The organism is Sulfitobacter alexandrii (genome assembly GCF_001886735.1).
In the GTDB taxonomy this organism is placed as follows: domain Bacteria; phylum Pseudomonadota; class Alphaproteobacteria; order Rhodobacterales; family Rhodobacteraceae; genus Sulfitobacter; species Sulfitobacter alexandrii.
Genome location: NZ_CP018076.1, coordinates 3242780 through 3266843 on the forward strand (window position 1 = coordinate 3242780; position 24064 = coordinate 3266843).

Consider the following 24064-nt stretch of genomic DNA (forward strand, 5'->3'; position numbering starts at 1 on the left):
GGCGCGCCCGGCCAACCCAATGTGCGGGAGGCTGTAACAGCCGATGACCGATAACGACAGGTTCGCCTGGAAAGAAAGTGCCCGCCTCTTTGCCGGCCCGGAGGAGATCGCGCGGCCCGATGGATCGGGGACGGCGGGCTTCGAGGTGATCGCGCCGATGCCCACGGCAGCCTGCCTTGCCCGGCTGGGCGCACGGGTGCGTGCGGCGGGGGGGTTCTGCGTCGGCGACGGGGTTTCGCTGCCCGAAGGCTCCGTCCCGCCGGGCCATTTCGTGACGCTGACCGGCGGCTCCACCGGCAGGCCCAAGGCGATCCTGCGCCGTCATCGGTCCTGGACGGCGAGTTTCGCGCAGAACGCCGCTTTGCTGGGCATCGGGTCCGCGGACCGGGTGGCCATCCCCGGCAGTCTCGACCACTCGCTCGCGCTTTACGGTGTGCTGGAAGCGCTGCACCTCGGGGCGGATGTGCATGTGCTGGACCGCCTGACGCCCCGCGCGCAGGTGGCGCGGTGCCGCGAGCAAGGCGTGAGCGTTCTTTACGCGACACCGACACAGCTCTTGCGGCTGGTGCGTGCGTCGGACGGTGGCACCCTGCCCGCGCTGCGCCTGATCCTCTGCGGCGGCGGGGCACTGCAGCCCGAGGTGCGTGACGCCATCGGGAAACTGGCCCCCGCCGCGGCGTTGTACGTGTTCTACGGGTCGGCCGAGACAAGTTTCGTGACCCTCGGCGGTCCGGGCACGCCCGATGGCGCGGTGGGCGGCGCCTATCCCGGCGTGACGCTGCGGATCCTCGACCCGGAAGGGCGGCCCACCGATGGCACGGGCGAGGTCTGGGCCCGCAGCCCTTATCTGTTCGAGCGGTATCTGGGCGGCCCCGATGCAACGGTCCGGGCGCGGGATGGATTCGTCTCTGTCGGCGAAATCGGGTGGCTGGACACGGACGGGCAGATCTGGCTCAGCGGGCGGCTGTCGCGGATGGTGCAGATCGCGGACCGGAACGTGCACCCCGAGGCGGTCGAAGCCGTGATCCGCGATCTGACGGATGTCAGCGACTGCGCGGTCCTGCCCCGGCCTGATCCGCTCCGCGGTCACCGACTGGAAGCGTGGCTGGAAGGGCCGGAGGACAGCACCCTCGCCGACCGCGTGCAGCGGGCCTGCCGCGAGGCCCTTGGCCCGCTGGTGGCCCCGCGCGCCGTGCATTTCGCCGGCGTGCTGCCCCGGCTCCCCTCGGGGAAGATCGACCTCGCGGCCCTGAGCCGTCTGGCGGAGCGGGCGCGATGACCGCGTGGATCGCCGCCGCCTGCCGCAGCGCGGTGGCCCCGCGCGACGGGGCGTTCGCTGCGCTCTCGTTGCAGGAACTCGCCGCGCCGGTCATCGACGCGGTGCTGGCGCAGTCCGGCCTGGAGCCTTCGGACGTGGATGAATTGATCGCAAGCAACGCCCTGGGGGCCGGCGGCAACCCCGCGCGCGTGCTGGCGCTGGCGGCAAGCCTGCCAGAGCGGGTCGCGGGGCTGAGTCTCGACCGGCAATGCGCCGGCGGCCTCGACGCGTTGAACCTCGCACGGCACATGGTCCTTGCGGGTGCGGCGGACGTGGTGATCGCCGGCGGCGTGGAAAGCTATTCGCGCCGCCCGGTGCGGATGCGGACGTACCCGGACGGCCGCCCGCCGGAGCGCTACGAGCAGGCCAGCTTTACCCCGTGGCCGGATCGCGACCCCGACATGACCGTTGCGGCGCAGGCGCTTGGGGCCCTGCTGGGGATCGGCAGGGACGAACAGGATGCCTGGGCCATGCGCAGTCACCGGCTGGCCCGCGCCGCCGCACCCGCCCCCGGCGAGGTCGTCGAGATCGCGGGCCTGCGCGCCGACAGCTTCACCCGCGACCTGCGCCCCGCCCTGTGCCGCCGCGCCAAGGTTCTTTGCGGCGACGTCACCACCGCGAACACCGCCGTGGCGGCGGACGGTTCCGCCTTTGTCGTCGTGGTCTCGGACCGGGTGGCCCGGCGCCTTTCGGTGCCGTGCGTCGCGCTGCGCGGCGGGCGCACGCTGGGCGGCACGCCCGATCTGCCGGGCCTCGCCCCCGTGGCGGCGATCCGCGAGGTGCTGGCGGCGGAAGGCCTGCGCCCTGCCGACCTTTCAGCCGCCGAGGTGATGGAAGCCTATGCCGTTCAGGCCGTGGCCTGCGTCCGCGAAGCGGGTCTTGATCCGGAGATCGTGAACGGCGGCGGCGGCGCGCTGGCGCGGGGGCACCCGGTGGGGGCGTCCGGCGCGATCAACGCGGTGCGGCTGTTTCACACGCTGCGCAGGCAGGGCGGCACCGGGCTGGCCGCCATTGCCGCCGCCGGGGGGATCGGGACGGCGCTGGTGCTATCCGCGTGACAGCAGGCTGTCGGGCCGCGTGCGGGCCAGCCCTGCGGTGATGAGCCCGGCCAGCACCGCCTTGATCGCGTCGCCCGGCAGGTACCAGCCGAGGATCGCGAAGGCTTCGACGAAGGAGCGGTCCAGCACCATCATGAAGCCCGTCAGCCCGATGGCGTAGAGCACGATGATCCCGCCCAGCACCGAGGCGATTCCGGCGGCCCAGCCGACCGACATGCCCCTCAGCTGCTCCATCACGAAGCCGGTGGCGAAGGCCGCGACCGGAAAGCCCACGACGAAACCCACGGTCGGCGAGGCAAAGACGCCCACGCCGCCGCGCCCCCCTGCCAGCAACGGCAGGCCCAGCGCGACCAGCGCCACGAAGAGCAGCGCCGCCAGCCCGCCGCGCGCCGCGCCCAGAACCGTCCCGCACAGCATGATGCCGAGGCTCTGGGCGGTGATCGGCACGCCGGTCGCCAGCATCAGGTTGGGCATCAGGCCAAGGGCCGCGATCAGCGCGGCGAAAAGGGCGACGAGGGTGAGTGAGCGTTCCATGCGGGTATCCTTGATCCGGTTTGGGACTGGCTACTGCCTGCCCCCGGGGCGGTCAACCTGCGTCACCGCCACCCCGCCGCGGGCGCGCAGCGCCTCGGCAACGTGTTCGGCGTCGTCTATGGCGAGCGCGGCCAGCGGCGTCACGATGCGCCAACCCACCCGCCGGACCGCGCGGGCGCGCCACGCGAGCGCCAGCAGGCGGCCCTTCTCGGCCAGCACAGGCGTGAAGCGGATCACCAGCGCCATTGCCAGTTCCACCACCTCGGTGCGCAGGCCGAAGCGGCGCAACGGCGTCAACAGCCAGCGGACCACGGCCATCATGTCGGTCAGGCGGGTGGTCATGGTAACGAGATTGGCCAGCGCCACCGCCGTCACCATCCGCAGGACGATCACCAGCCCCGCCCTCGGGTCCGCGGTGACGACGTGCCAGATCAGGATCACCGCCGCGAAAATCCACAGGGGTTTGAGCCGGTTCAGGCCGGTGCGCAGGAAACGCCGCCCCGGCAGGGCATAGAGCCCGAGCGTCAGGCCGAGAAAGATCGCATGCGCGGCCAGCACGTCGGTGGCGAACAGCACCACGATCGCCGCACAGAGCGCGACGAGCTTGGCCCCGGCGGGCCAGCCGTGGGCGCGCGTTTCAACCGGCGAGGTCAGAGAGATCATCGCCCGCCCCCAGTTCGGTCATCCGTGCTTCGAAGACCGGCAGCACCGCCTGTGGCGCCCCCTGCGCGGCCACCTTGCCCGCGTCGAGCCACAGGACGTGGTCATAGCCCGCGACCATGGCGGGATCGTGGGTGATCTGGACCAGCGTGGCATCGACATCGTCCAGCACGCGGAAAAGGTGCATCGAGGTCGGGATATCCAGCCCGGCAAAGGGTTCGTCCAGCAGGATCACCCGTGGCCGCATCGCCAGCACCGACATCAGGCAGACAAGCTGGCGCTGGCCCTGTGACAGCCTGTGAATGGCGGCCTCGGCCCAATGCGCCTTGCCGAAACGGTCGAGCACCGCCATCACCTTTTCGCGGGCCTCGGGCCCGGAAAGGCCCATCTGCCCCAAGCCAAAGGCGATTTCCTCTTCGACGGTGGGGAAGATGATCTGGTGATCGGGGTTCTGGAACAGGATGCCCACGGCGGACAGGGCCGCCTTGCGGTCCCGGGCCACCGCGGCGCCCGCGATGCGGACTTCGCCGCCGTCGGGCACGATCAGCCCGGCCAGCACGCGCGCGAGGCTCGTCTTGCCCGATCCGTTACGCCCCACCACGCCGATGCGTCGCCCGTCGCTGCGCAGGTCCACATCGGTCAGCACTGGCACGCCGTCCGGGGCATAGGTGATGTTCCGTGCATCGATCAGCGGCATGCGGGGGCGGCTCCGGCTTGGAAAAGGCAGCTTGGCCTAGCATGTCTGGCCGGAGTGTAAAGACTCGCCGTCAGTCGCGCGGCGCGCTCCATGAACCGGGCAGATCGCCCTTGGGGAACCGGGTGGGTGCCTTGATGTGGCTCAGCACCCAGTTCGGGCCCGCCATTAGCTTGCTCAGTGTCGGGCTGTTGTTCACCTGCGCCTTCAGCTTTTCGATCTGCATCACGTTGTCGATGCGGCGATTGAGGAATTCCCATGTCCGCGCTTGATCTTCGCTGTCGTCGCCGAGCCAGTACAGCACGGTCGAGGAATAGACCCCGCTCAGCGTGGCGCGCTTGGTGTACCAGTTCACGTCGTCGGACGTGTCCCCCAGGGTGTCCCAGATGATGTCGCAGGTGTCCCAGATCAGCTTGACCCCGTCCGGGGCGTATTGCGGCAGGGCGAACAGGGTCGTGCCGCGGCGGACGAGTTCCTTGTCCGTCACCACCTTGAGCCGGAGGCGGACGGCGCGGGCGATGCGGTCGCGAAACCGCAGATCCTGAAGGTTTTCGGACTTCAGGGCATCCACCATCGCGGCATCCCCCTGCCGGTGGTAGGCCACGGCAAGATCGACGGCGCCCCGCGGACAGACCGCACGCGCCACGGTGGGTTCGACACCGCTGTCCGCGATGGCGGCCTTGAAGGTGGTTTCCGACCAGCCATCGAAGGGCACGTGCATCAGCGCCGCATCCAGCAGCCTGAGCTTTGGATCCTTGGGGGTACTTGTCATCTTGACCTCCTGTTATGCGGTATTGTCGGACTCGACAAATGGTTCAAGGCTTGATATAGGGCCACTTCCTGCAAATCCTTGCAACTTTTTCCTAGAAAGGTGGTGACAACCACATGCAGGTTAGTGTTCGCGACAACAATGTCGATCAGGCCCTCCGGGCTCTGAAGAAAAAGCTCCAGCGCGAAGGCGTGTTCCGTGAAATGAAGCTCAAGCAGCATTTCGAGAAACCGTCCGAGAAAAAAGCGCGCGAGAAAGCTGAAGCGATCCGCCGTGCCCGCAAGCTGGCACGCAAGAAAGCGCAACGCGAAGGCATGATGTAAATCATTCCCGCATTGCCGGAAAACGACCCCCGTAGCCTTGCGTTGCGGGGGTTTTCGTTTGCGGTCAGACGGGCAGCGCGGTGGTCTTGCAGACCGTGCGCAGGGCGAAACTGGACTGCATGGTCTGGACGCCGGGCAGGCGTGACAGGTGCTGCCGATGGATGCGGGCGAAATCCTCGGTGTTTTCGGCGACGACCTTGAGCAGGTAGTCCGCGGACCCCGCCATCAGGTGACATTCCAGCACATCCGGTATGCGCGCGACCGATTTCTCGAAGGCGTCGAGGGTGTCTTCTGCCTGGCCCTGAAGCGTGATCTCGACGAAAACGGTGGTCGGCATGCCCAGCTTGCGCGGATCGAGCAGCGCGACGTAGTCGCTGATGTAGCCCGCCCGCTCCATCCGTTGCACCCGCCGGTGGCAGGCCGAGGGCGACAGGTGGGCCTCCTCGGACAGGTCGGCGTTCGACATCCGGCCGTTGCGTTGAAGGGCCCGCAGGATACGGCGATCCAACTCGTCGAGGGTCATTTGCGCAAAGCTTTCGCGTCATTGGTCATCTTTGCGCAATTCTATCCCGCCACACCGGGGGAGTTCCAGCATTATTCGTGCCTCTTTGCGCCTTGGCTGCCTAAAATAAGGGCATCCAATGCACAGGGGAATCATCATGAAAATCGGCTGCCCGAGAGAGATCAAACCGCAGGAGTTCCGCGTGGGGCTGACGCCCTCTGCGGCGCTGGAAGCGACGAACGCGGGCCACGAGGTCCTGATCGAGACCGGCGCCGGTATCGGCGCGGGCTTCGAGGACGCGGATTACGAGGCTGCCGGCGCACGGGTGATCGGCACGGCCGAAGAGGTCTTTGCCACGGCGGAGATGATCGTCAAGGTCAAGGAGCCGCAGGCGGTGGAACGCAAGATGCTGCGGGAGGGACAGGTGCTGTTCACCTACCTTCACCTTGCGCCCGATCCGGACCAGACCCGCGACCTGATGGAATCAGGCGCGACCTGCATCGCCTATGAAACCGTGACGGACCGCATGGGCGGCCTGCCGCTGCTGGCGCCCATGTCAGAGGTCGCGGGCCGCCTGGCCCCGCAGGTCGGCGCCTGGACCCTGCAGAAGGCGAACGGGGGACGCGGTGTGCTGATGGGGGGTGTCCCCGGTGTCGGACCCGCGCGCGTGATGGTGATCGGCGGTGGCGTCGTCGGGACGCATGCCGCGCGGATCGCTGCCGGCATGGGCGCCGATGTCACCGTGCTGGACCGGTCCCTGCCCCGGATGCGGTATCTCGACGATGTTTTCGGCGGGACATTCAAGACCGCCTACGCGTCGGCCCAGAACACCATCGAGCTGGCACGGCAAGCGGACATGATCATCGGTGCGGTCCTGATCCCCGGTGCCGCCGCGCCGAAGCTGATCAGCCGCGCGCAGCTTGCGGAACTCAAACCCGGTGCCGCGCTGGTGGACGTGGCGATCGACCAGGGCGGCTGTTTCGAGACATCGAAGGCGACCACCCATCAGGATCCGATCTACGAGGTGGACGGGATCATGCATTACTGCGTGGCGAACATGCCCGGCGCCGTGGCGCGGACGTCGACCATAGCGCTTGGCAACGCGACCATGCCCTTCATGCTCGACCTTGCCAACAAGGGCTGGCGCAAGGCCTGCGAGGACGATGAACACCTGCTGAACGGGCTGAACGTGCACGCGGGCAAGCTGACCTATCACGCGGTGGGCAAGGCACTGGGCATCGACGTGCTGTCGCCGCGCCTCGCGCTCAAGGCCTGATCGCGGGCAGGATATAGGGGCGGCGGTTTTCGGGGTCACCTTGGCCCCGTTCCCTGCCTGAAGGAAAAGGGCGCGGCCCCGTCGCCGCGCCCTTTGTCGATTCAGCGGGGGTTCTTGGCCAGCTGATCGCGGATTTCCAGCAGCACATCCAGTTCGGACGGGCCGGTGTGCACCTCGGGGGCGACCTCGTCGGGCTTGGTGGCCGCCGACTTGACGCGATTCACCATCTTGACCAGCATGAAGACGACAAAGGCGATGATGAGAAAGTTGATTACCGCCATGGCGAAGGAACCGAAGGCGAAGACGGATGCGCCCGCCTCGCGCGCGGCATCGAGCGACGCGCCCGCCGGCACATCACCCGCCAGAACCACGTAGTTGTTGGTGAAATCGACGCCGCCGGTGAAAAGGCCGATGATGGGGTTGATCAGGTCGCCTACCAGCGACGTGACGATGGCGGTGAATGCCGCGCCGACAATGATACCGACGGCCATGTCCATGACATTGCCCTTGGCGATGAAATCCTTGAATTCGTTAATCACGTTCGTGTCCCTTTTCCAGTTGTCGCCCGACCATCGCGCGGCCCGTTCAGCGATGCACATTTGTTAGCACAAGTTTGCACAGGCGAAAGTCTGTTGCAGTCTGGAAAAGGCACTAGGTTGGGTGATGAAAACAAAGGAGCTCACATGTCAGATTTCGAAGCCTTCCCGATCACCAAGAAATGGCCGCCCCGGAACCCGGAGGTTCTGCAGCTGTATTCCTTTCCGACACCGAACGGCGTCAAGGTTTCCATCGCGCTCGAAGAGATGGGGCTGCCTTACGAGGCGCACAAGGTCACGCTGTCGGACGCCGATGTGAAAAGCCCCGAGTTCCTTTCGCTGAACCCGAACAACAAGATTCCCGCGATCATCGATCCCGACGGGCCGGACGGCACGCCGGTGGGCCTGTTCGAATCCGGCGCCATCCTGATCTATCTCGGCGAGAAGACGGGCAAGCTGATGGGGGCCAATGCCACGGAACGGGCGCACGTGATCCAGTGGCTGATGTTCCAGATGGGCGGGCTGGGACCGATGCTGGGGCAGCTCGGCTTCTTCTACAAGTTCGCCGGCTCCGAATGGGAGGACAAGCGCCCGCAGCAACGCTACATCGACGAGGCCAAACGCCTGCTGAATGTCCTGAACCTTGAACTGGCGGGCAAGGAATGGATCGCCGGCAACAGCTATTCGATCGCCGATATCGCCATCGCGCCATGGCTGCGGGCGCTGGATTTCTACGGTGCAAAGGAGGCTGTCGGCTGGGAGGACCACACGAACCTGGTCGACTACCTGGAGCGGTTCACCGACCGCCCCGCTGTGCAGAAGGGGCTCGTGACACCGGCGCGCGACTGACGCGGCCGGACCGGGCTGGCGGGGCGCCCCCGGTCAGCCCGGGAGCGTGCCCGTCAGGACGTATCGCAGAATCTGCACCACCTGCTCGGGCTCGGAGGCGACGGCGAGGGCTGCCGCGTCCACTTCCTTGAGCGCGTGCGCGTGATCGGGGCCATGGAGAATGACGAGGGACTTGCCCAGCGCCGCCGCATAGCCCGCGTCGAAGGCGGCGTTCCACTGCTTGTACTGGTCGCCGAAGCGCACGACCACCACGTCGGCCTCCTCGATCCCCTTGCGGGTCCGGATGGCGTTCAGCTGCGCGCCCTTGCGATCGTGCCAGAACTTGTCGTCCTCGGCCCCGAGGATCGCGACACCGCAGTCGTCGCTGGCGGCGTGATCGGTCACCGGCCCGGTAAAGGTCACATCCAGCCCTTCGGCCCCCTTGGTGATCCTTTCACGCCAGTCGGTGTGGATCTCGCCTGACAGATAGACCCTGAGCATCGTTCTTCTCCTTCAACCGCGGAGCACGCCGCCGGTCGCCTTGGTGACCTTGTCGATCACCTTGGCGCCGACGGCCTCGATGTCCGCATCCTTGAGCGTCTGGGTGCTCGGCTGCATCCGCACCGTGATGGCAAGGGATTTCTTGCCTTCGCCCAGCGCGCCGCCGATGAATTCGTCGAACACGCGCACGTCGTCGATCAGCGCCTTGTCCGCGCCCAGCGCCGCGTTCACGAGGGTCAGCGCCTCGACCTCGGCATCCACCACAAAGGCGAAATCACGCTCCACCGCCTGCAGGTCGCTGATCTGGAGCGCGGCACGGGTGGCGCCGGCGTTTCGCGGCAGGGGAATCTCGCCCGGCCAGAGGGTGAAGGCCATCGCAGGCCCCTTGACGTCCATCGCCGACAGCACCCTGGGGTGAAGTTCACCGAAGATGCCGAGCACCTTCTTGGGGCCGAGGCAGATGATGCCGTGGCGGCCCGGATGCCACCAGTCCGGCCCGCCGCGCATGATCTGCGCCCGGGCGGGCGCGTTCATCGCCGCCAGCACCGCTTCGGCATCCGCCTTGACGTCGTGAACGTCGACCGGACGGGACGCGCCGTGCACATCCTTCGGGCCGGTGCGGCCGATCAGCAGGCCGCTGATGATCTCGGTCTGGTCGCCGGGTTCGCCGCCGTGGAAGGCCGGCCCGACTTCGAACAGCGCCATGTCCGGCTGGCCGCGCGCCTGGTTGCGGGCCGCCGCCTGAAGCAGGCCGGGCAGCAGCGCGGGGCGCATGTGGCTCATGTCCGAGGAAATCGGGTTTTCCAACCGGGTCTCCTCCGTGCCGCCGCCGAAGAGCGCTGCCGAGGCCCGGTCGATGAAGCTGTAGGTGACACATTCGTTGTAACCCAACGCGGCTGTCGCCCGGCGCGCGGCGCCGATCCGGCGCTGCATGGGGGACAGGACCGGGCGCGGCACGCCGGCGGTCAGACGCGGCAGGGGCCGCCCCTCGAGCTTGGTCAGGGAGGCGACGCGCGCCACCTCTTCCACGAGGTCGGCCTCGCCCTGGACATCGGGCCGCCAGGACGGCACGTGCGCCATGTTCCCCTCGAGCCGGAAACCCAGCGAGGTCAGCGTCTGGCGCTGGTCGCTTTCCGGGATGGTCATCCCGACAAGGGACTGCACCCGCGCCGCATCGAGGCGGTAGGCGCGCGATGTGTCGGGGATCTTGCCCGCGACCACTACTTCCGACGCCTCGCCGCCGGCGTGGTCGAGGATCATCCGCGTGGCATGTTCGATGCCGAACGGCGTCCAGGCCGGGTCGATCCCGCGTTCGAACCGGTAGCGTGCGTCGGAATTGATCTTGAGCGCCCGGCCCGTGTAGGCGGTGCGCACCGGATCGAAGTAGGCCGCCTCGACAAAGACATTCACCGTCTCTTCGGTGCAGCCCGTCCGTTCACCGCCCATCACGCCCGCGATGCTTTCGACGCCCTCTGCGTCCGAAATGAGGGTCATCCCTTCGGAGAAGGTGTATTCCCTGTCGTCCAGCGCCATCAGCGTCTCGCCGCCCTTGGCGCGATGGATGCGCAGGGCGCCTCCCGCGATCTTGTCCGCGTCGAAGACGTGCAGCGGGCGGTTGCGGTCGAAGGTGAAGAAGTTGGTCACATCCACGAGGAAGGAGATCGGGCGCAGACCGATGGCGCGCAGGCGGTCCTGAAGCCAGGCGGGGGACGGTCCGTTGCTGACGCCGCGGATCACGCGCCCGTAGAAGACCGGGCATTGGTCGCGCGTGTCGTCGTCGATGCTGACACTGATCGGACAGGCGAACTTGCCCTCCACCGCGTCCACGTCGCGCGGTTTCAGCTTGCCCAGACCGCGCGCCGCGAGGTCACGGGCGATGCCGCGCACGCCAAGGGCGTCGGGCCGGTTGGGGGTGATCGCGATCTCGATCACCGGATCCACCTTGGCCGGGTCATTCTCGGCCAGCCAGTCGACGAACCGCTGGCCCACTTCTCCCGATGGGAGTTCGATGATGCCGTCGTGCTCGTCGCTCAGTTCCATCTCGCGTTCCGAGGCCATCATCCCGTGGCTTTCGATGCCCCGGATCTTGCCCACCCCGATGGTCGTGTCGATGCCGGGGACATAGACGCCGGGCTTGGCCACGACCACGGTGATGCCCTCGCGCGCGTTGGGCGCGCCGCAGATGATCTGGGTCAGGCCGTCGTCCGTCTCCACCTGGCAGACACGCAGGCGGTCGGCATCGGGATGCTTTTCCGCCGATTTCACGTAGCCGATGGTGAAATCCGCCAGCTTCGCGCCCCGGTCCTCGACCCCTTCGACCTCGAGACCGAGATCGGTGAGGGCATAGGTGATTTCATCGACCGAGGCGGTCGTATCCAGATGCTCCTTGAGCCAGGACAGGGTGAATTTCATCGCGCGGATCCTCGTGCATGCGTCTTTGGCGTTCGGTACCCGCAAATGCGGGGGGTTTCAATGAAAAGCCCGGCGCCGGCGCGCGCGGTCAGTCGCTCTTGTCGGCCCTGTAAACACGGTCCGCAAGGTCGTCCATGTCGCCAAGGCGGTAGAGCTTGACCTCGCGCCACAGCCGCAACGTCGGCTTGGCCGCAAAGAACACCGACCCCACCAGGAACAGCCATGTGCCGGTTTCCTGCCACGCGTCGTAAAAGAACATCACCGACCCCACGATGAACAACACGGCGGCCATGAAATCGACCGTCGTATAGGCGATCTCGAACCGGGCATAGACGCGGCGGTGCGCCTCGGAATCTTCGCGTCTGTCTCGGTGGAACAGCCTCATGCCCGGTCCTAGCGGCTGAGCCCGGCGTGCAGGTTGGGCTGGTCCAGCGCGGCGAAGCCGTAATGCCGCAACCAGCGCAGATCGCTGTCGAAGAAGGCGCGCAGGTCGGGGATACCGTATTTCAGCATCGCGATGCGGTCGATCCCCATGCCGAAAGCGAAGCCCTGCCACTGGTCGGGGTCGATGCCGCCGGCCCGGAGGACATTGGGGTGCACCATGCCGCTGCCCAGCACCTCGAGCCATCCGTCGCCTTCGCCGATGCGCAGCTGGCCATCCACCCAGGAGCACTGGATGTCCACCTCGGCCGAGGGTTCGGTGAAGGGAAAGTGGGAGGCGCGGAAGCGGGTCTTGATCCCGTCGATCTCGAAGAAGGCGGCAAAGAATTCCTCCAGCACCCACTTGAGGTTCGCCATGGAGATATCCTTGTCGATCGCCAGCCCCTCGACCTGGTGGAACATGGGCGTGTGGGTCTGGTCGTAGTCGGCCCGATAGACACCGCCGGGACAGATGATGCGCAGCGGCGCGCCCTGCGTTTCCATCGTGCGGATCTGGACCGGAGAGGTATGCGTGCGCAGCACGTGCGGCGGGCGATTGTCCCCTTCCGCGCGGGCCATGTAGAACGTGTCCATCTCGGCGCGGGCCGGATGGTGGCCGGGAATGTTCAGCGCGTCGAAATTATACCAGTCGGTGTCGATGCGCGGCCCCTCGGCCACGGAAAAGCCCATCTCGGCGAAAATCGCGGTCAGTTCCTCGGTGGCCTGGCTGACCGGGTGTATCGTGCCTTGCCGCCGGGGGCGGGTGGGCAGCGTGACGTCGAGCCATTCGCTGCGCAGTCTTTCGTCCAGCGCCGCATCGCCCAGCGCTGCCTTCTTGGCCGCCAGCGCCGAGTTGATCTCGTCCTTGAGCGCGTTCAGGGCGGGGCCGGCAACCTGCCGTTCCTCGGGGGTCATCTTGCCCAGCTCGCGCATCTTCAGCGACACTTCGCCCTTCTTGCCCACCGCGGCCAGGCGGATCTCTTCCAGAGCGGCCTCATCGCGCGCGTCGGCGATACGGGAAAGGTATTTGGCTGACAGGTCTTCCATGGGGGCCTCGCATGCTTCTGCTGCCCTGCTAGCCGCACCGCCCATCGATTGCAAGATGGCGGGCGGGAACCGAGACCGGATGCCGGTTGTTCCTGCCACAAGCACCCCAGACAATGAGGAATTCATGGCCCGCAAGACGAATGTCCCCCCGACGACGACAGATGCCGGTATCCGCGTGCAAAGCGACGAGCACTCCCTGACCGTGGGTCCGGACGGACCCATCGTTCTTCACGATCACTACCTGCTGGAGCAGATGGCGAATTTCAACCGGGAGCGCATCCCGGAGCGTCAGCCCCATGCAAAGGGTTCCGGCGCCTTCGGCTATTTCGAAGTAACGCAGGACGTGTCGCGCTATACCAAGGCAAAGGTGTTCCAGCCCGGCGCGAAAACCGATGTCCTGATGCGGTTCTCGACGGTGGCGGGCGAACGCGGCAGCCCCGACACATGGCGCGACCCGCGCGGCTTTTCGGTGAAGATGTATACCGAGGACGGCAACTTCGACATGGTGGGAAACAACACGCCCATCTTCTTTGTCCGCGACCCGATCAAGTTCCAGAACTTCATCCGGAGCCAGAAGCGGCGCGCCGACAACGGGTTGCGCGATCATGACATGCAGTGGGATTTCTGGACCCTGTCACCCGAGAGCGCGCACCAGGTCGCCTACCTGATGGGCGACCGGGGCATTCCGAAGACCTGGCGGGAGATGAACGGCTATTCCAGCCATACCTACAGCCTCGTCAACGAAGAGGGCGAGTTGTTCTGGGTCAAGTTCCACTTCCACACCGACCAGGGCGACGGCAATGCGCATTTCACGCAGGAAGAGGCCGACAAGATGGCCGGGGCCGACAGCGACTATCACCGGCGCGACCTGTTCGACAACATCCACAAGGGCAACCACCCGAGCTGGACACTGAAATGGCAGATCATGCCCTACGAGGATGCCAAGACCTACCGGATCAACCCGTTCGACCTGACCAAGACATGGCCGCACGAGGATTATCCGCTGATCGAGGTGGGCAAACTGGTGCTGGATCGCAACCCGACCGATTTCCACACGGAAATCGAGCAGGCCGCCTTCGAGCCGAACAACATGGTGCCGGGCGTCGGCCTGTCACCGGACAAGATGTTGCTGGCACGCGGGTTTTCCTATGCCGACGCCCACCGCGCCCGGCTTGGCGTCAACTACAAGGAAATCCCGGTCAACAAGCCGCAGGCGCCTGTCCATGCTTATACCAAGGACGGCGCAGGCCGGACGCAGAAGGTCGAAGACCCGGTCTATGCGCCCAATTCCTACGGCGGGCCCGCCGCGCAGCCCCTCCCGACAGAAGCGGGCCTGTGGCATGCGGACGGCGACATGGTCCGCAGCGCCTATACCCTGCGCGAAGACGATGACGACTGGTCGCAGGCAGGCGCGCTGGTCCGGGATGTCATGGACGACGCCGCGCGCGAGCGGTTGGTGAACAACGTCACCGGACACCTGTGCGACGGCGTCAGCGAGAAGGTGCTGGTGCGGGCGTTCGAATACTGGCGCAACATCGACGCGGACATCGGCGCACGGATCGAAAAGGCCGTTCGCGACGAGTTGGGCGGCGAATCGAAGGCGCCAGGCATGGCGTCGGCGCTCAGCATCGGTGGCAGCGGCGCGGGGGGCTGAAGTCCCCCACCCCCGATTCTTGCGTGAAACAAAAAAACCCCGCCGAACCGGCGGGGTTTTTCCGTAACTGGATGTGACGTCTGCCTCAGGCGGCGAGCGACGCCTGTGCCTGCTTGACGATCGCACCGAAGGCTTCGGGCTCGTGCACGGCCAGATCTGCCAGAACTTTCCGGTCCACTTCGATGCCGGCCAGGTTCAGGCCGTTGATGAAGCGGCTGTAGGTAAGCGATTCGTCATGGGCGCGGACGGCGGCGTTGATCCGCTGGATCCACAGGGCGCGGAAGTTGCGCTTGCGGGCCTTGCGGTCGCGCGTGGCGTACTGGTTGGCCTTGTCGACGGCCTGTGTTGCAACCTTGAAGACGTTCTTGCGACGGCCGTAGTAACCTTTGGCGGCCTTGACGATCTTCTTGTGGCGGGCGTGGGTGACTGTACCACTTTTGACTCGGGACATCTCGGTTCTCCTTGGGCGTTATCAGCGGTCGTAGGGCATGTAGCCCTTGATGATCTTTGCATCGGGCTCTGACAGGACTGTCGTGCCACGTGCGTCGCGGATGAACTTCTTGGTCCGCTTGATCATGCCATGGCGCTTGCCGGCCTGACCCCCGATGACCTTTCCGGTCGCCGAGATCTTGAAGCGCTTCTTCGCGCTCGACTTCGTCTTCATCTTGGGCATTTCCGTCTCCGTCTCTTGAGTTCGGTTTTCGCGCGACTCGGCATGCCACATCGGCCGGACGCGCGGGTTGAGTGAGGGCGTATAGGAGGGTTGTGCCGGTTTGACAAGAGCCGCGTTGCGCGCGCTGGCGTTTGGGCACCGGCCCGTCAGGGCATGTAGCGGGCCACCACGTTGACGAAGACGTCCGGCACCTCGCCCAGGGCGTAACCCTGCGGCTTGTTCGTGAGCGCATAGAGGATCAGCCCGCCGCCGATCAGGACGGTCAGTGCCGAGGCACGCGGTGCGCGGCTGTCGGACAGCGCCGACAGGATGGAGGGTATCGAAAGCGCGGCGATCACGATGCCGATGACAAGTGCCAGATCAGGGTCCATGACCGACCACTCCTGCATGAAAAATTCAGTTGCAGTAGGACGCTACTCCGGATCGGACGCGAAAATCAATTTTTCGTCGCAGGGGGCCACACGCAGGATGTTTGTGGTACCCGGCACGTTGAACGGCACGCCCGCGGTGACGACGATCTGGTCCTTGGCCTGCGCGAAGCCCTCGGCACGGGCGGCCTTGACCGCGGCGACGACGGCCAGCTTGAAACGGTCCAGCGGCGGGGTGATGACGCAGTTCGTGCCCCAGCTCAGGGCGAGGCGGCGGGCGGTGCGCACATCGGGCGTCAATGCGATGATCGGAACGCGCGGGCGTTCCCGCGCTGTCAGGACCGCGGTCGTCCCGCTTTGGGTAAAGCAGCAGATCGCCTTGATCTCGGTTGTTTCCGCGATTTCGCGGGCGGCGGCGACGATGGCGTCCGCCACCGTCTCGCGGTCGGCGATGCGCGAGGACTCGATGATCTGGGTATACGTCGGGTCCAGCTCCACCTCGGTGGCGACGTTGTTCATCGTCTGCACGGCCTGCACCGGATAGGAACCCGCCGCGGATTCCGCCGACAGCATGACCGCGTCCGCGCCTTCGTAGATCGCGGTGGCCACGTCCGACACCTCGGCCCGCGTCGGCATCGGGCTTTCGATCATGGATTCGAGCATCTGGGTGGCCACGATGACCGGCTTGCCCGCCATCCGGCACTTGCGCACGAGCCGCTTCTGGATCGGGGGCACATTCTGCACCGGCAGTTCCACACCCAGATCGCCGCGGGCGACCATGATGCCGTCGCTGGCCTCGAGAATGTCGTCGAAGCGGGTCACGGCGGAGGGTTTTTCGATCTTCGACAGGATCGCGGCGCGGCCACGGGCGAGATCACGCGCCTCGGCCACGTCCTCGGGCCGCTGCACGAAACTGAGCGCGAGCCAGTCGACGCCGAGATCGCAGACGAATTCCAGATCGGCACGGTCCTTGTCCGACAGGGCGGCGAGCGGCAGGACGACATCCGGCACGTTCACGCCCTTGCGGTTCGAGATGATGCCGCCGATCACCACTTCGCAGTCCGCGAAGTCGTCCCCGCAGTCACGCACCTTCAGCCTGATCTTGCCGTCATCGACCAGAAGGGTCGACCCCGGCTCGAGCGCCTGGAAAATCTCGGGATGCGGCAGGTTGACCCGGCTCGCGTCGCCTTCCGCCTCGTCCAGGTCCAGGCGGAAACGGCTGCCGGGGTCGAGCTGTTCGCTGTCGCCGGCAAAGACACCGACGCGCAGCTTGGGCCCCTGAAGATCGGCGAGAATGCCGATGGTGCTGCCGAGGTTTTCCTCGACCTCGCGGATGATGCGGTGCTTCTCGCGGATTTCCTCGTGGCTGCCGTGGCTCATGTTCAGGCGGAACACGTCCGCCCCCGCCTTGTGCAGGGTTTCGATCATCTCGTAGGTGTCGGATGCCGGGCCAAGGGTGGCCACGATCTTCACGTTGCGCAGGCGTCTCATCTGTCTTTTCCTGTCTCTTCGTCTGGACCGGCACGTGCTCCGATCGCTTCCGTTAGCGGTAACACGCATTGCGCCGCACATGAAGCCCCGCTGTCCTATCCGCACAAGGTTTCACGAATGCAAAGAATGGGCCAGACTTTTGCCGACCGATGCCGGGATCGCGCCGTGGCCGGTGGCGATGCTTGACACCCGCGCGGTCCGCCCCCAGCTTCACACGCAAAGGAGATCGCCATGTCCAGTCCGCAAGAGCCGACCCAACAGGAAATCGAATTGCAGGCCGCCGCGTTCCGCCGGCTGCAGCATCACCTGATGCGGGACCGCACCGATGTTCAGAACATCGACCTGATGAATCTCGCCGGGTTTTGCCGCAACTGCCTGAGCCGCTGGTACCAGGAGGCGGCCAACGCCCGCGGCATCGAGATGGGCAAGGAAGAAGCGCGCGAGATCTTCTACGGCATGAGCATGGACGCGTGGAAGGCGAACTACCAGACCGACGCCAGCGCGACCCAGCAAGCGGATTTCAAGGAGTCCTTCGCCAAGAACGTCGGCAAGGGCTGACCGGGCCTCAACGATCGTAGGGGTTGCGCGCGCCGCGATCCTCGCTGAGCGAAGCCTGCCCGCGCTGGACGATCCGCAGCACGGCGTCCGCGAGATGCGTGCGCCCGATGGCCTTGTCGCCCCGCTGCACCCGGATCTTGTGGGCCTCCATCATGACCTCGGCGTGGCTGCTGCCGCGGGGGGGAATGAAGGTGTAGCAGGCCAGTTCGATGAGAAAGCCCAGCGGATCCTTGAAGTATATCGAATGCATGAAGCCCCGGTCCTTGACCCCCGAATTGGGTATGCCCCTTTCCGCGAGGCGGTCCAGAACCTGCTCGTGCGTGGCCTGGTCCACTTCGAGTGCGAGGTGGTGGACGCAACCGGGGTCCATCGGCGTCCGGTCGTGGACCCGACCGCGTTTCTCGTTGGTGAAGACGGTGATGAGCCGCCCGTCGCCGGGATCGAAGTACAGGTGCCCTTCGTCCGGGTCGTCGAGGTTGGGCTGATCGAAGATGAAAGGCATGCCGAGCACCCCCTCCCAGAAGTCGATCGTGGTCTGGCGATCTGCGCCTGTCAGCGTGATGTGATGGACGCCGAGGGTCTGAATTTTCTTCATGAGAGGTCTCCGCCCTGAGTTGTTCACCGGACCTTAACCTAGTCCGCCCCCGGTGGCGACAAGATGCCGAACCTGCCGAAAGCCCCCTTTCGCCCCGGCCGGGTGATGCCTATAAGGGCTGCGCGCCCGCCTCGGTCAGAGTCGCGGGCTGATTTAGCTTATTCGGGATCTGCACCGCATGAACATCTTTGGAAATCTCCGCGGCATGTTTTCTTCGGACATGGCGATTGACCTGGGCACTGCGAACACGCTCGTCTACGTCAAGGGACGCGGGATTGTCCTGTCCGAACCTTCGGTGGTCGCCTATCACATCAAGGACGGCGTCAAGAAGGTGCTGGCGGTGGGCGAGGACGCGAAGCTGATGCTGGGCCGCACGCCCGGCAGCATCGAGGCGATCCGCCCGATGCGCGAAGGCGTCATCGCCGACTTCGACACCGCCGAGGAGATGATCAAGCATTTCATCCGCAAGGTGCACAAACGGTCGACCTTTTCAAAGCCCAAGATCATCGTCTGCGTGCCCCACGGCGCGACGCCCGTCGAGAAACGCGCGATTCGCCAATCGGTGCTGAGCGCCGGCGCGCGCCGCGCCGGACTGATCGCCGAACCCATCGCGGCCGCCATCGGGGCAGGCATGCCGATCACGGACCCCACCGGGAACATGGTGGTGGACATCGGCGGCGGGACGACCGAGGTCGCCGTGCTGTCACTGGGCGACATCGTCTATGCCCGGTCCGTCCGGGTCGGCGGCGACCGCATGGACGAGGCCATCATCAGCTACCTGCGGCGCCAGCAGAACCTGCTCGTGGGCGAAACGACGGCGGAACGGATCAAGACCTCCATCGGGACCGCGCGGATGCCCGACGACGGGCGCGGGACGTCGATGCAGATTCGCGGACGCGACCTGCTGAACGGCGTGCCCAAGGAGATCGAGGTGACGCAGGCCCAGATCGCCGAGGCGCTGGCCGAACCGGTGCAGCAGATCTGCGAAGCGGTGATGACCGCGCTGGAAACCACGCCACCCGACCTCGCGGCGGACATCGTCGACCGCGGCGTGATGCTGACCGGTGGCGGCGCGCTTCTGGGCGATCTCGACCTCGCGCTGCGCGAACAGACCGGTCTTGCCGTTTCCATCGCGGATGAATCGCTCAACTGCGTGGCGCTTGGCACCGGCAAGGCGCTGGAGTACGAGAAGCAGCTGCGTCATGCCATCGACTACGACAGCTGAAACCTGATACCATCCGCCTGGCCGCCCCCCTGGCAGGAGCGCTTGTGACATGGCCAAAGACCGCTCGAACAGCAGTGACTTCACCGGCCCGTTGCGCCGGTTGCTGCTCGCTGTCCTGATACTGGCCCTCGGCGCGACCTTCCTTGTCTGGCGGATCGACAGCCCGAGGGTCGAACGGTTCCGCGCCCAGATCACCGACCGGCTGGTGCCCAACATGGACTGGGCCATGGCGCCGGTGACCGGCACGATCAACCTGCTGCGGAACTTCCAGTCCTACCAGCGGCTCAGCGAGCAGAACCAGGAGCTGCGCAGCGAACTGCGGCAGATGCAGGCGTGGAAGGAAGCGGCGTTGCAACTCGAACAGGAGAATGCCCGCCTGCTGGACCTCAACAAGGTTCGGCTGGATCCCCGCCTGACCTTCATCACCGGGGTCGTGCTGGCCGACTCCGGCTCTCCGTTCCGGCAATCGGTCCTGCTGAACGTGGGCGCGCGCGACGGAATCGTGGACGGCTGGGCCACGATGGACGGGATCGGCCTTGTCGGCCGGATCTCGGGCGTCGCGGAGAATACCGCGCGGGTGATCCTTCTGACCGATGCCTCCAGTCGCATACCGGCGATCATCCAGCCTTCGGGACAGCGCACCATCGTGGCGGGAGACAATTCCGCCGCCCCGCCGCTCGACTTCATCGAAAGCCCGGACCTCGTGCGGCCCGGCGACCGGGTGATCTCTTCGGGGGACGGCGGCGTGTTTCCGGCCGGGCTGCTGATCGGACAGGTCGCGGCGGACCCCGGCGGCCGGCTGCGGGTCCGCCTTGCGGCGGACTATGAGCGGTTGGAATTCCTGCGAGTCCTGCGCCACCACGGCACCGAACGGGTCACCGACAATGCGCAGGTCATCACGCCCGAAGGCCCGCTGTTGCCAGAGGACGCCCAAGCAGCGCCGACGCAAGAGGGCGTACAGGCCGAGGCGGATGTGGAGGTGGGCGAATGAACGACCTGTCTCAGACCCGGCTCTGGGCGATGCGCGCGGCCTTCCTGCTGCTGGCGCTGGTCATCCTGTTTTTCCAGCTCCTGCCGATGGAGACCACGCCGCGCGCATGGGCGGGGCCGAACCTGCTGCTCTGCTTTGCCTGCGCGTGGAGCCTGCGCCGCCCCGAGTACGTGCCTGCGCCGGCACTGGCGCTGGCGTTCCTGCTGACCGACCTGCTTCTGCAGCGCCCTCCCGGTCTCTTTGCACTGCTGGCGCTGATCGGGTGCGAGAACCTCAAGTCGCGCGGCCGGTCCTTGCGCGATGGCGGTTTCGCCGCCGAATGGCTGACCGTCGGCATGGTCATGGTCCTAATCATGGCCGCGAACCGGCTGATCCTCGCAATTGTGATGGTCCCGGTGCCCGGCCTGACGCTGAGCCTTTCGGAACTGGGCATGTCCCTGCTATTCTATCCGCTGATCGTCGCCGTTACCCACGGAATCATGCGTGTGCGCAAGACGGCGCCCGGCGATCTGGATGCGTTGGGCCAGCGGGTCTGAGGGAGCACGACAGATGAGACGCAACCGCGCAGAAAACGACGCCAGCCACACCCGGCTGACACGGCGTGCCGCCCTGCTGGGCGGGGCGCAGCTGCTGTTCATGGGCGGGCTGGCCGCGCGGATGCGGTATCTGCAGGTCGATCAGGCCGACCAGTTCCGGCTGCTGGCCGAGGAGAACCGGATCAACATCAGGCTGATCCCCCCCGCGCGCGGCGAGATCTTCGACCGCAATGGCGTCCTGCTCGCCCAGAACGTGCCCAGCTACCGGATCGTGATGGTCCGGGAGGACGCGGGCGATGCAGAGGCGGTGATGGACCGCCTGAGCCGCATCATCACCATCGAGCCGGACGTTCGCGAACGCGCCATGGCCGAGATCCGGCGATCCGCGCCGTTCCTGCCGGTCACGATCGTGGACGACGTGAGCTGGGACGATGTCAGCCGGGTCAGCGTCAACGCCCCTGCCCTGCCCGGTGTCACCCCCGAGGTCGGCCTGACGCGGGTCTATCCGCGCGGCCAGGATTTCGCCCACGTGGTCGGCCGGGTGGGCCGGGTCAGCCAGGCGGATCTCGACGCGCTCGAGGATCCCGACCAGTTGCTGCGCATCCCGCGGTTCCAGATCGGCAAGATCAACGTTGAGGCCCGGCGCGAGGACATCCTGCGCGGCAAGGCGGGCACCAAGCAGGTGGAGGTCAACGCCACCGGACGGGTCATGCGGGAACTGTCCCGCCGCGAAGGGGAATCCGGCAAGGACATCCAGCTGACCGTGGATGCCAACCTGCAACGCTACGTGCAGGCCCGCCTGAGCGAGGAAAGCGCGGCGGTCGTCGTGATCGACTGCGAGAACGGCGATCTGGCCGCCATCGCCTCGGCCCCCTCCTACGATCCGAACCTGTTCATCGGCGGCATCTCCTCCAAGGATTACAACCCGTTGCTGGAGTCGAAATACCGCCCGCTGGTCAACAAGACGGTGCAGGGCACGTACCCGCCGGGATCGACCTTCAAGATGATGGTGGCGATGGCGGCCATCGAGGAAGGGATCATCGGCCCGGACGAGACCGTCTATTGCCCCGGCCATCTCGAGGTGGCGGGCCGGCGGTTCCACTGCTGGAAGCGCGCGGGGCATGGCTGGGTGGACCTCGAGAACTCGCTCAAGCAGTCCTGCGACGTGTACTACTACGACCTCGCCCTCAAGGTCGGGATCGAAAAGATCTCTGCCATGGCCAACCGCTTCGGCCTTGGCATCAAGCACGACCTCGCGCTGTCCTCCGTGGCGTCGGGGCTGACGCCGACGAAGGAATGGAAGCGCGCCACCCGCGGAGCGGACTGGGTGATCGGCGATACGGTCAACGCCTCCATCGGGCAGGGCTTCATGCTCGCCTCTCCGCTTCAGCTTGCCGTGATGAGCGCACGCATCGCCACGGGCCGTGCCGTGATGCCGCGCCTGGTCAAGACGATCGATGGCGTCGAACAGCCCAGCGGGGCCGGCGAGCCGCTGAACATGAACGAGAACAACCTGCGCAAGATGCGCAATGCGATGTTCGAGGTGGTCAACAACCGACGGGGGACCGCCTACCGGTCGCGGATCATCGCGGAGGAATTCCGGATGGCGGGCAAGACCGGGACAAGCCAGGTCCGCAACATCACCGCCGCCGAACGCGCCCGTGGCGTCAGCCGCAACGAGGACCTGCCGTGGGAACGGCGCGATCACGCGCTGTTCGTCAGCTTTGCCCCCTTCGACAAGCCGCGTTACGCCATATCGGTTCTGGTGGAACACGGCGGCGGCGGGTCGACCGCGGCAGCGCCCATCGCGCGTGACGTGATCCTTCAGGCGCTGGCGGGGGGCGATCCGCCGCTCGAAGCCTACCCGACCGCCGACCGCGGCCGGATCAAGACCCAGCAGCGCAAGCTGCGCGAGATGCAGCCCCAGGCGGCCCTGGACGGAAACGATCAGGCATGAGCTATCTCGAGTACACGGTCAAATCCGTCCCCACCGGCTTTCGCAAGATCCTGCACCTGAACTGGCCGCTTACCCTGCTCCTCGCATCGGTCTGCGGCATCGGCTTCCTGATGCTCTACTCCGTCGCGGGCGGATCCTTCAGCCCCTGGGCAGAGCCGCAGATGGAGCGTTTCGCGCTGGGTTTCGCGCTGATGCTGACCGTGGCGCTGATCCCGATCTGGCTGTGGCGCAACCTGTCCGGCCTGGCCTATGGCGTTTCACTCGTGCTGCTGATCGCGGTGGCCCTGATCGGTGACGAACGCAAGGGCTCGCAGCGGTGGATCGACCTCGGCTTCATGGATCTTCAGCCTTCGGAATTGATGAAGATCACGCTGGTGATGTTCCTGGCGGCCTATTACGACTGGCTGCCGGCCAAGAAGGTCTCGCGCCCCTTCTGGGTGCTGCTGCCGGTGCTGATCATCATGGTGCCGACCGCGCTGGTTCTGCGTCAGCCCGATCTCGGGACGGCGATCCTGCTGCTTACGGCGGGGGGCGGGCTGATGTTCCTGGCCGGGGTGCACTGGGCCTATTTCGCCGCCGTCATCGCCTCGGCCACCGGGCTGATCACCGCGGTATTCCAGTCGCGCGGGACGACGTGGCAACTGCTGAACGACTATCAGTACCGGCGCATCGACACGTTTCTCGACCCTGCGGCCGATCCGCTGGGCGCAGGCTATCACATCACGCAGTCCAAGATCGCGCTGGGGTCCGGTGGCTGGACCGGTCGCGGCTTCATGCAGGGCACGCAATCGCGGCTCAACTTCCTGCCGGAAAAGCATACGGACTTCATCTTCACCACCCTGGCCGAGGAGTTCGGATTCGTCGGCGGCTTCAGTCTGCTGGGCCTTTACGCGATGATCCTGCTGTTCTGCGTGGTCACCGCGGTCCTGAACAAGGACCGGTTCTCTTCCCTTCTGACGCTGGGCATCGCGCTGAACTTCTTTCTGTTCTTCGCCGTGAACATGTCGATGGTAATGGGGCTCGCACCGGTTGTCGGGGTGCCCCTTCCGCTTGTCAGCTATGGCGGTTCGGCCATGCTGGTCCTGCTGCTGGCTTTCGGGCTGGTCCAATCCGCCCATATCCACAGACCGAGGTAATC

Annotated in this window: 27 protein-coding genes; 12 read left to right on the top strand and 15 right to left on the bottom strand. The window is 66.2% G+C overall.

The window, feature by feature from the left end; all coding sequences use genetic code 11:
* The first annotated feature begins 43 nt into the window (after positions 1-43).
* Positions 44-1279: a class I adenylate-forming enzyme family protein gene (locus BOO69_RS15855; RefSeq protein WP_071973051.1), complete on the top strand. Its 1236-nt coding sequence runs from the start codon at positions 44-46 to the stop codon at positions 1277-1279.
* The gene (locus BOO69_RS15860) at positions 1276-2376 is read left to right on the top strand and encodes a thiolase family protein (protein WP_071973052.1); all 1101 of its coding nucleotides are present in this window, start codon (positions 1276-1278) and stop codon (positions 2374-2376) included. Before BOO69_RS15855 ends, BOO69_RS15860 begins: the two co-directional genes overlap by 4 nt.
* Here the strand turns inward: BOO69_RS15860 and BOO69_RS15865 are convergent.
* The 4 genes from BOO69_RS15865 to BOO69_RS15880 form a co-directional block, all read right to left on the bottom strand.
* On the bottom strand, positions 2365-2910 hold the full coding sequence (locus BOO69_RS15865) for a biotin transporter BioY (protein WP_071973053.1): 546 nt from the start codon (positions 2908-2910) through the stop codon (positions 2365-2367). The two genes, BOO69_RS15860 and BOO69_RS15865, sit on opposite strands and share 12 nt — an antisense overlap.
* Before the next feature lie 30 nt (positions 2911-2940).
* Entirely contained in the window at positions 2941-3573 is a 633-nt protein-coding gene (locus BOO69_RS15870; protein ID WP_071973054.1) for an energy-coupling factor transporter transmembrane component T family protein, read from the bottom strand.
* Positions 3548-4267 carry an energy-coupling factor ABC transporter ATP-binding protein gene (locus BOO69_RS15875; protein ID WP_071973055.1) on the bottom strand — a complete coding sequence of 240 codons (720 nt, stop codon included), beginning with the start codon at positions 4265-4267 and terminating at the stop codon, positions 3548-3550. Before BOO69_RS15875 ends, BOO69_RS15870 begins: the two co-directional genes overlap by 26 nt.
* 70 nt (positions 4268-4337) lie before the next feature.
* Positions 4338-5036, bottom strand: coding sequence for a COQ9 family protein (locus BOO69_RS15880; protein WP_071973056.1), 699 nt, complete (start codon positions 5034-5036; stop codon positions 4338-4340).
* 113 nt (positions 5037-5149) lie between these two features.
* On the opposite strand from BOO69_RS15880, the gene rpsU reads away from it, so the two are divergent.
* The gene (rpsU, locus tag BOO69_RS15885) at positions 5150-5356 is read left to right on the top strand and encodes a 30S ribosomal protein S21 (protein WP_007118112.1); all 207 of its coding nucleotides are present in this window, start codon (positions 5150-5152) and stop codon (positions 5354-5356) included.
* Positions 5357-5420: 64 nt separating this feature from the next.
* Here rpsU and BOO69_RS15890 read toward each other — a convergent pair whose 3' ends face one another.
* Positions 5421-5879, bottom strand: a complete 459-nt coding sequence (locus BOO69_RS15890) for an Lrp/AsnC family transcriptional regulator (protein WP_071973057.1) — start codon at positions 5877-5879, stop codon at positions 5421-5423.
* Between the two features lie 136 nt (positions 5880-6015).
* Between BOO69_RS15890 and ald the strand changes: the two genes are divergently transcribed.
* Positions 6016-7134, top strand: a complete 1119-nt coding sequence (ald, locus tag BOO69_RS15895; protein WP_071973869.1) for an alanine dehydrogenase — start codon at positions 6016-6018, stop codon at positions 7132-7134.
* Positions 7135-7235: 101 nt separating this feature from the next.
* Here ald and mscL read toward each other — a convergent pair whose 3' ends face one another.
* A complete protein-coding gene (gene mscL, locus BOO69_RS15900; protein ID WP_071973870.1) occupies positions 7236-7673 on the bottom strand; it encodes a large conductance mechanosensitive channel protein MscL in 438 nt (145 codons plus the stop codon).
* Positions 7674-7817: 144 nt separating this feature from the next.
* Between mscL and BOO69_RS15905 the strand changes: the two genes are divergently transcribed.
* A complete protein-coding gene (locus BOO69_RS15905) occupies positions 7818-8519 on the top strand; it encodes a glutathione S-transferase family protein (RefSeq protein ID WP_071973058.1) in 702 nt (233 codons plus the stop codon).
* Positions 8520-8552: 33 nt separating this feature from the next.
* Here BOO69_RS15905 and BOO69_RS15910 read toward each other — a convergent pair whose 3' ends face one another.
* The 4 genes from BOO69_RS15910 to pheS all read right to left on the bottom strand — a co-directional run bounded on the left by BOO69_RS15910 (position 8553) and on the right by pheS (position 12878).
* Positions 8553-8999 (bottom strand): YtoQ family protein, encoded by a 447-nt coding sequence (locus BOO69_RS15910; RefSeq protein ID WP_071973059.1) that lies wholly within the window; start codon positions 8997-8999, stop codon positions 8553-8555.
* A gap of 12 nt (positions 9000-9011) precedes the next feature.
* Positions 9012-11411, bottom strand: coding sequence for a phenylalanine--tRNA ligase subunit beta (pheT, locus tag BOO69_RS15915; RefSeq protein WP_071973060.1), 2400 nt, complete (start codon positions 11409-11411; stop codon positions 9012-9014).
* Positions 11412-11499: 88 nt separating this feature from the next.
* Positions 11500-11796 carry a YrhK family protein gene (locus BOO69_RS15920; protein ID WP_071973061.1) on the bottom strand — a complete coding sequence of 99 codons (297 nt, stop codon included), beginning with the start codon at positions 11794-11796 and terminating at the stop codon, positions 11500-11502.
* 8 nt (positions 11797-11804) lie between these two features.
* Positions 11805-12878, bottom strand: coding sequence for a phenylalanine--tRNA ligase subunit alpha (gene pheS / locus BOO69_RS15925; protein WP_071973062.1), 1074 nt, complete (start codon positions 12876-12878; stop codon positions 11805-11807).
* A 124-nt stretch (positions 12879-13002) separates the two neighbouring features.
* On the opposite strand from pheS, the gene BOO69_RS15930 reads away from it, so the two are divergent.
* Positions 13003-14532 (top strand): catalase, encoded by a 1530-nt coding sequence (locus tag BOO69_RS15930; protein ID WP_071973063.1) that lies wholly within the window; start codon positions 13003-13005, stop codon positions 14530-14532.
* An 85-nt stretch (positions 14533-14617) separates the two neighbouring features.
* Here BOO69_RS15930 and rplT read toward each other — a convergent pair whose 3' ends face one another.
* The 4 genes from rplT to pyk all read right to left on the bottom strand — a co-directional run bounded on the left by rplT (position 14618) and on the right by pyk (position 17064).
* The gene (gene rplT / locus BOO69_RS15935) at positions 14618-14983 is read right to left on the bottom strand and encodes a 50S ribosomal protein L20 (protein WP_071973064.1); all 366 of its coding nucleotides are present in this window, start codon (positions 14981-14983) and stop codon (positions 14618-14620) included.
* Between the two features lie 21 nt (positions 14984-15004).
* On the bottom strand, positions 15005-15205 hold the full coding sequence (rpmI, locus tag BOO69_RS15940; RefSeq protein ID WP_071973065.1) for a 50S ribosomal protein L35: 201 nt from the start codon (positions 15203-15205) through the stop codon (positions 15005-15007).
* Positions 15206-15351: 146 nt separating this feature from the next.
* Positions 15352-15576 carry a hypothetical protein gene (locus tag BOO69_RS15945; RefSeq protein ID WP_071973871.1) on the bottom strand — a complete coding sequence of 75 codons (225 nt, stop codon included), beginning with the start codon at positions 15574-15576 and terminating at the stop codon, positions 15352-15354.
* Positions 15577-15618: 42 nt separating this feature from the next.
* Positions 15619-17064 (bottom strand): pyruvate kinase, encoded by a 1446-nt coding sequence (gene pyk / locus BOO69_RS15950; protein WP_071973066.1) that lies wholly within the window; start codon positions 17062-17064, stop codon positions 15619-15621.
* 231 nt (positions 17065-17295) lie between these two features.
* On the opposite strand from pyk, the gene BOO69_RS15955 reads away from it, so the two are divergent.
* A complete protein-coding gene (locus tag BOO69_RS15955) occupies positions 17296-17622 on the top strand; it encodes a DUF1244 domain-containing protein (RefSeq protein WP_071973067.1) in 327 nt (108 codons plus the stop codon).
* Between the two features lie 7 nt (positions 17623-17629).
* On the opposite strand, the gene BOO69_RS15960 is transcribed toward BOO69_RS15955, so the two are convergent.
* Positions 17630-18217, bottom strand: coding sequence for a VOC family protein (locus BOO69_RS15960; RefSeq protein ID WP_071973068.1), 588 nt, complete (start codon positions 18215-18217; stop codon positions 17630-17632).
* Positions 18218-18395: 178 nt separating this feature from the next.
* Between BOO69_RS15960 and BOO69_RS15965 the strand changes: the two genes are divergently transcribed.
* From BOO69_RS15965 to rodA, 5 genes are read left to right on the top strand one after another with little or no spacing between them, the layout of a single operon-like run.
* Positions 18396-19442, top strand: a complete 1047-nt coding sequence (locus BOO69_RS15965; protein WP_067295094.1) for a rod shape-determining protein — start codon at positions 18396-18398, stop codon at positions 19440-19442.
* A gap of 49 nt (positions 19443-19491) precedes the next feature.
* Complete coding sequence (mreC, locus tag BOO69_RS15970) at positions 19492-20433, top strand: rod shape-determining protein MreC (protein WP_071973069.1); 942 nt, start codon at positions 19492-19494, stop codon at positions 20431-20433.
* Positions 20430-20969, top strand: coding sequence for a rod shape-determining protein MreD (locus BOO69_RS15975; protein ID WP_071973070.1), 540 nt, complete (start codon positions 20430-20432; stop codon positions 20967-20969). The genes mreC and BOO69_RS15975 overlap by 4 nt, the downstream gene beginning before the upstream one ends.
* 13 nt (positions 20970-20982) lie before the next feature.
* Complete coding sequence (gene mrdA, locus BOO69_RS15980; RefSeq protein ID WP_071973071.1) at positions 20983-22926, top strand: penicillin-binding protein 2; 1944 nt, start codon at positions 20983-20985, stop codon at positions 22924-22926.
* Positions 22923-24062, top strand: coding sequence for a rod shape-determining protein RodA (rodA, locus tag BOO69_RS15985; RefSeq protein WP_071973072.1), 1140 nt, complete (start codon positions 22923-22925; stop codon positions 24060-24062). The genes mrdA and rodA overlap by 4 nt, the downstream gene beginning before the upstream one ends.
* The last annotated feature ends 2 nt before the right edge of the window (positions 24063-24064 follow it).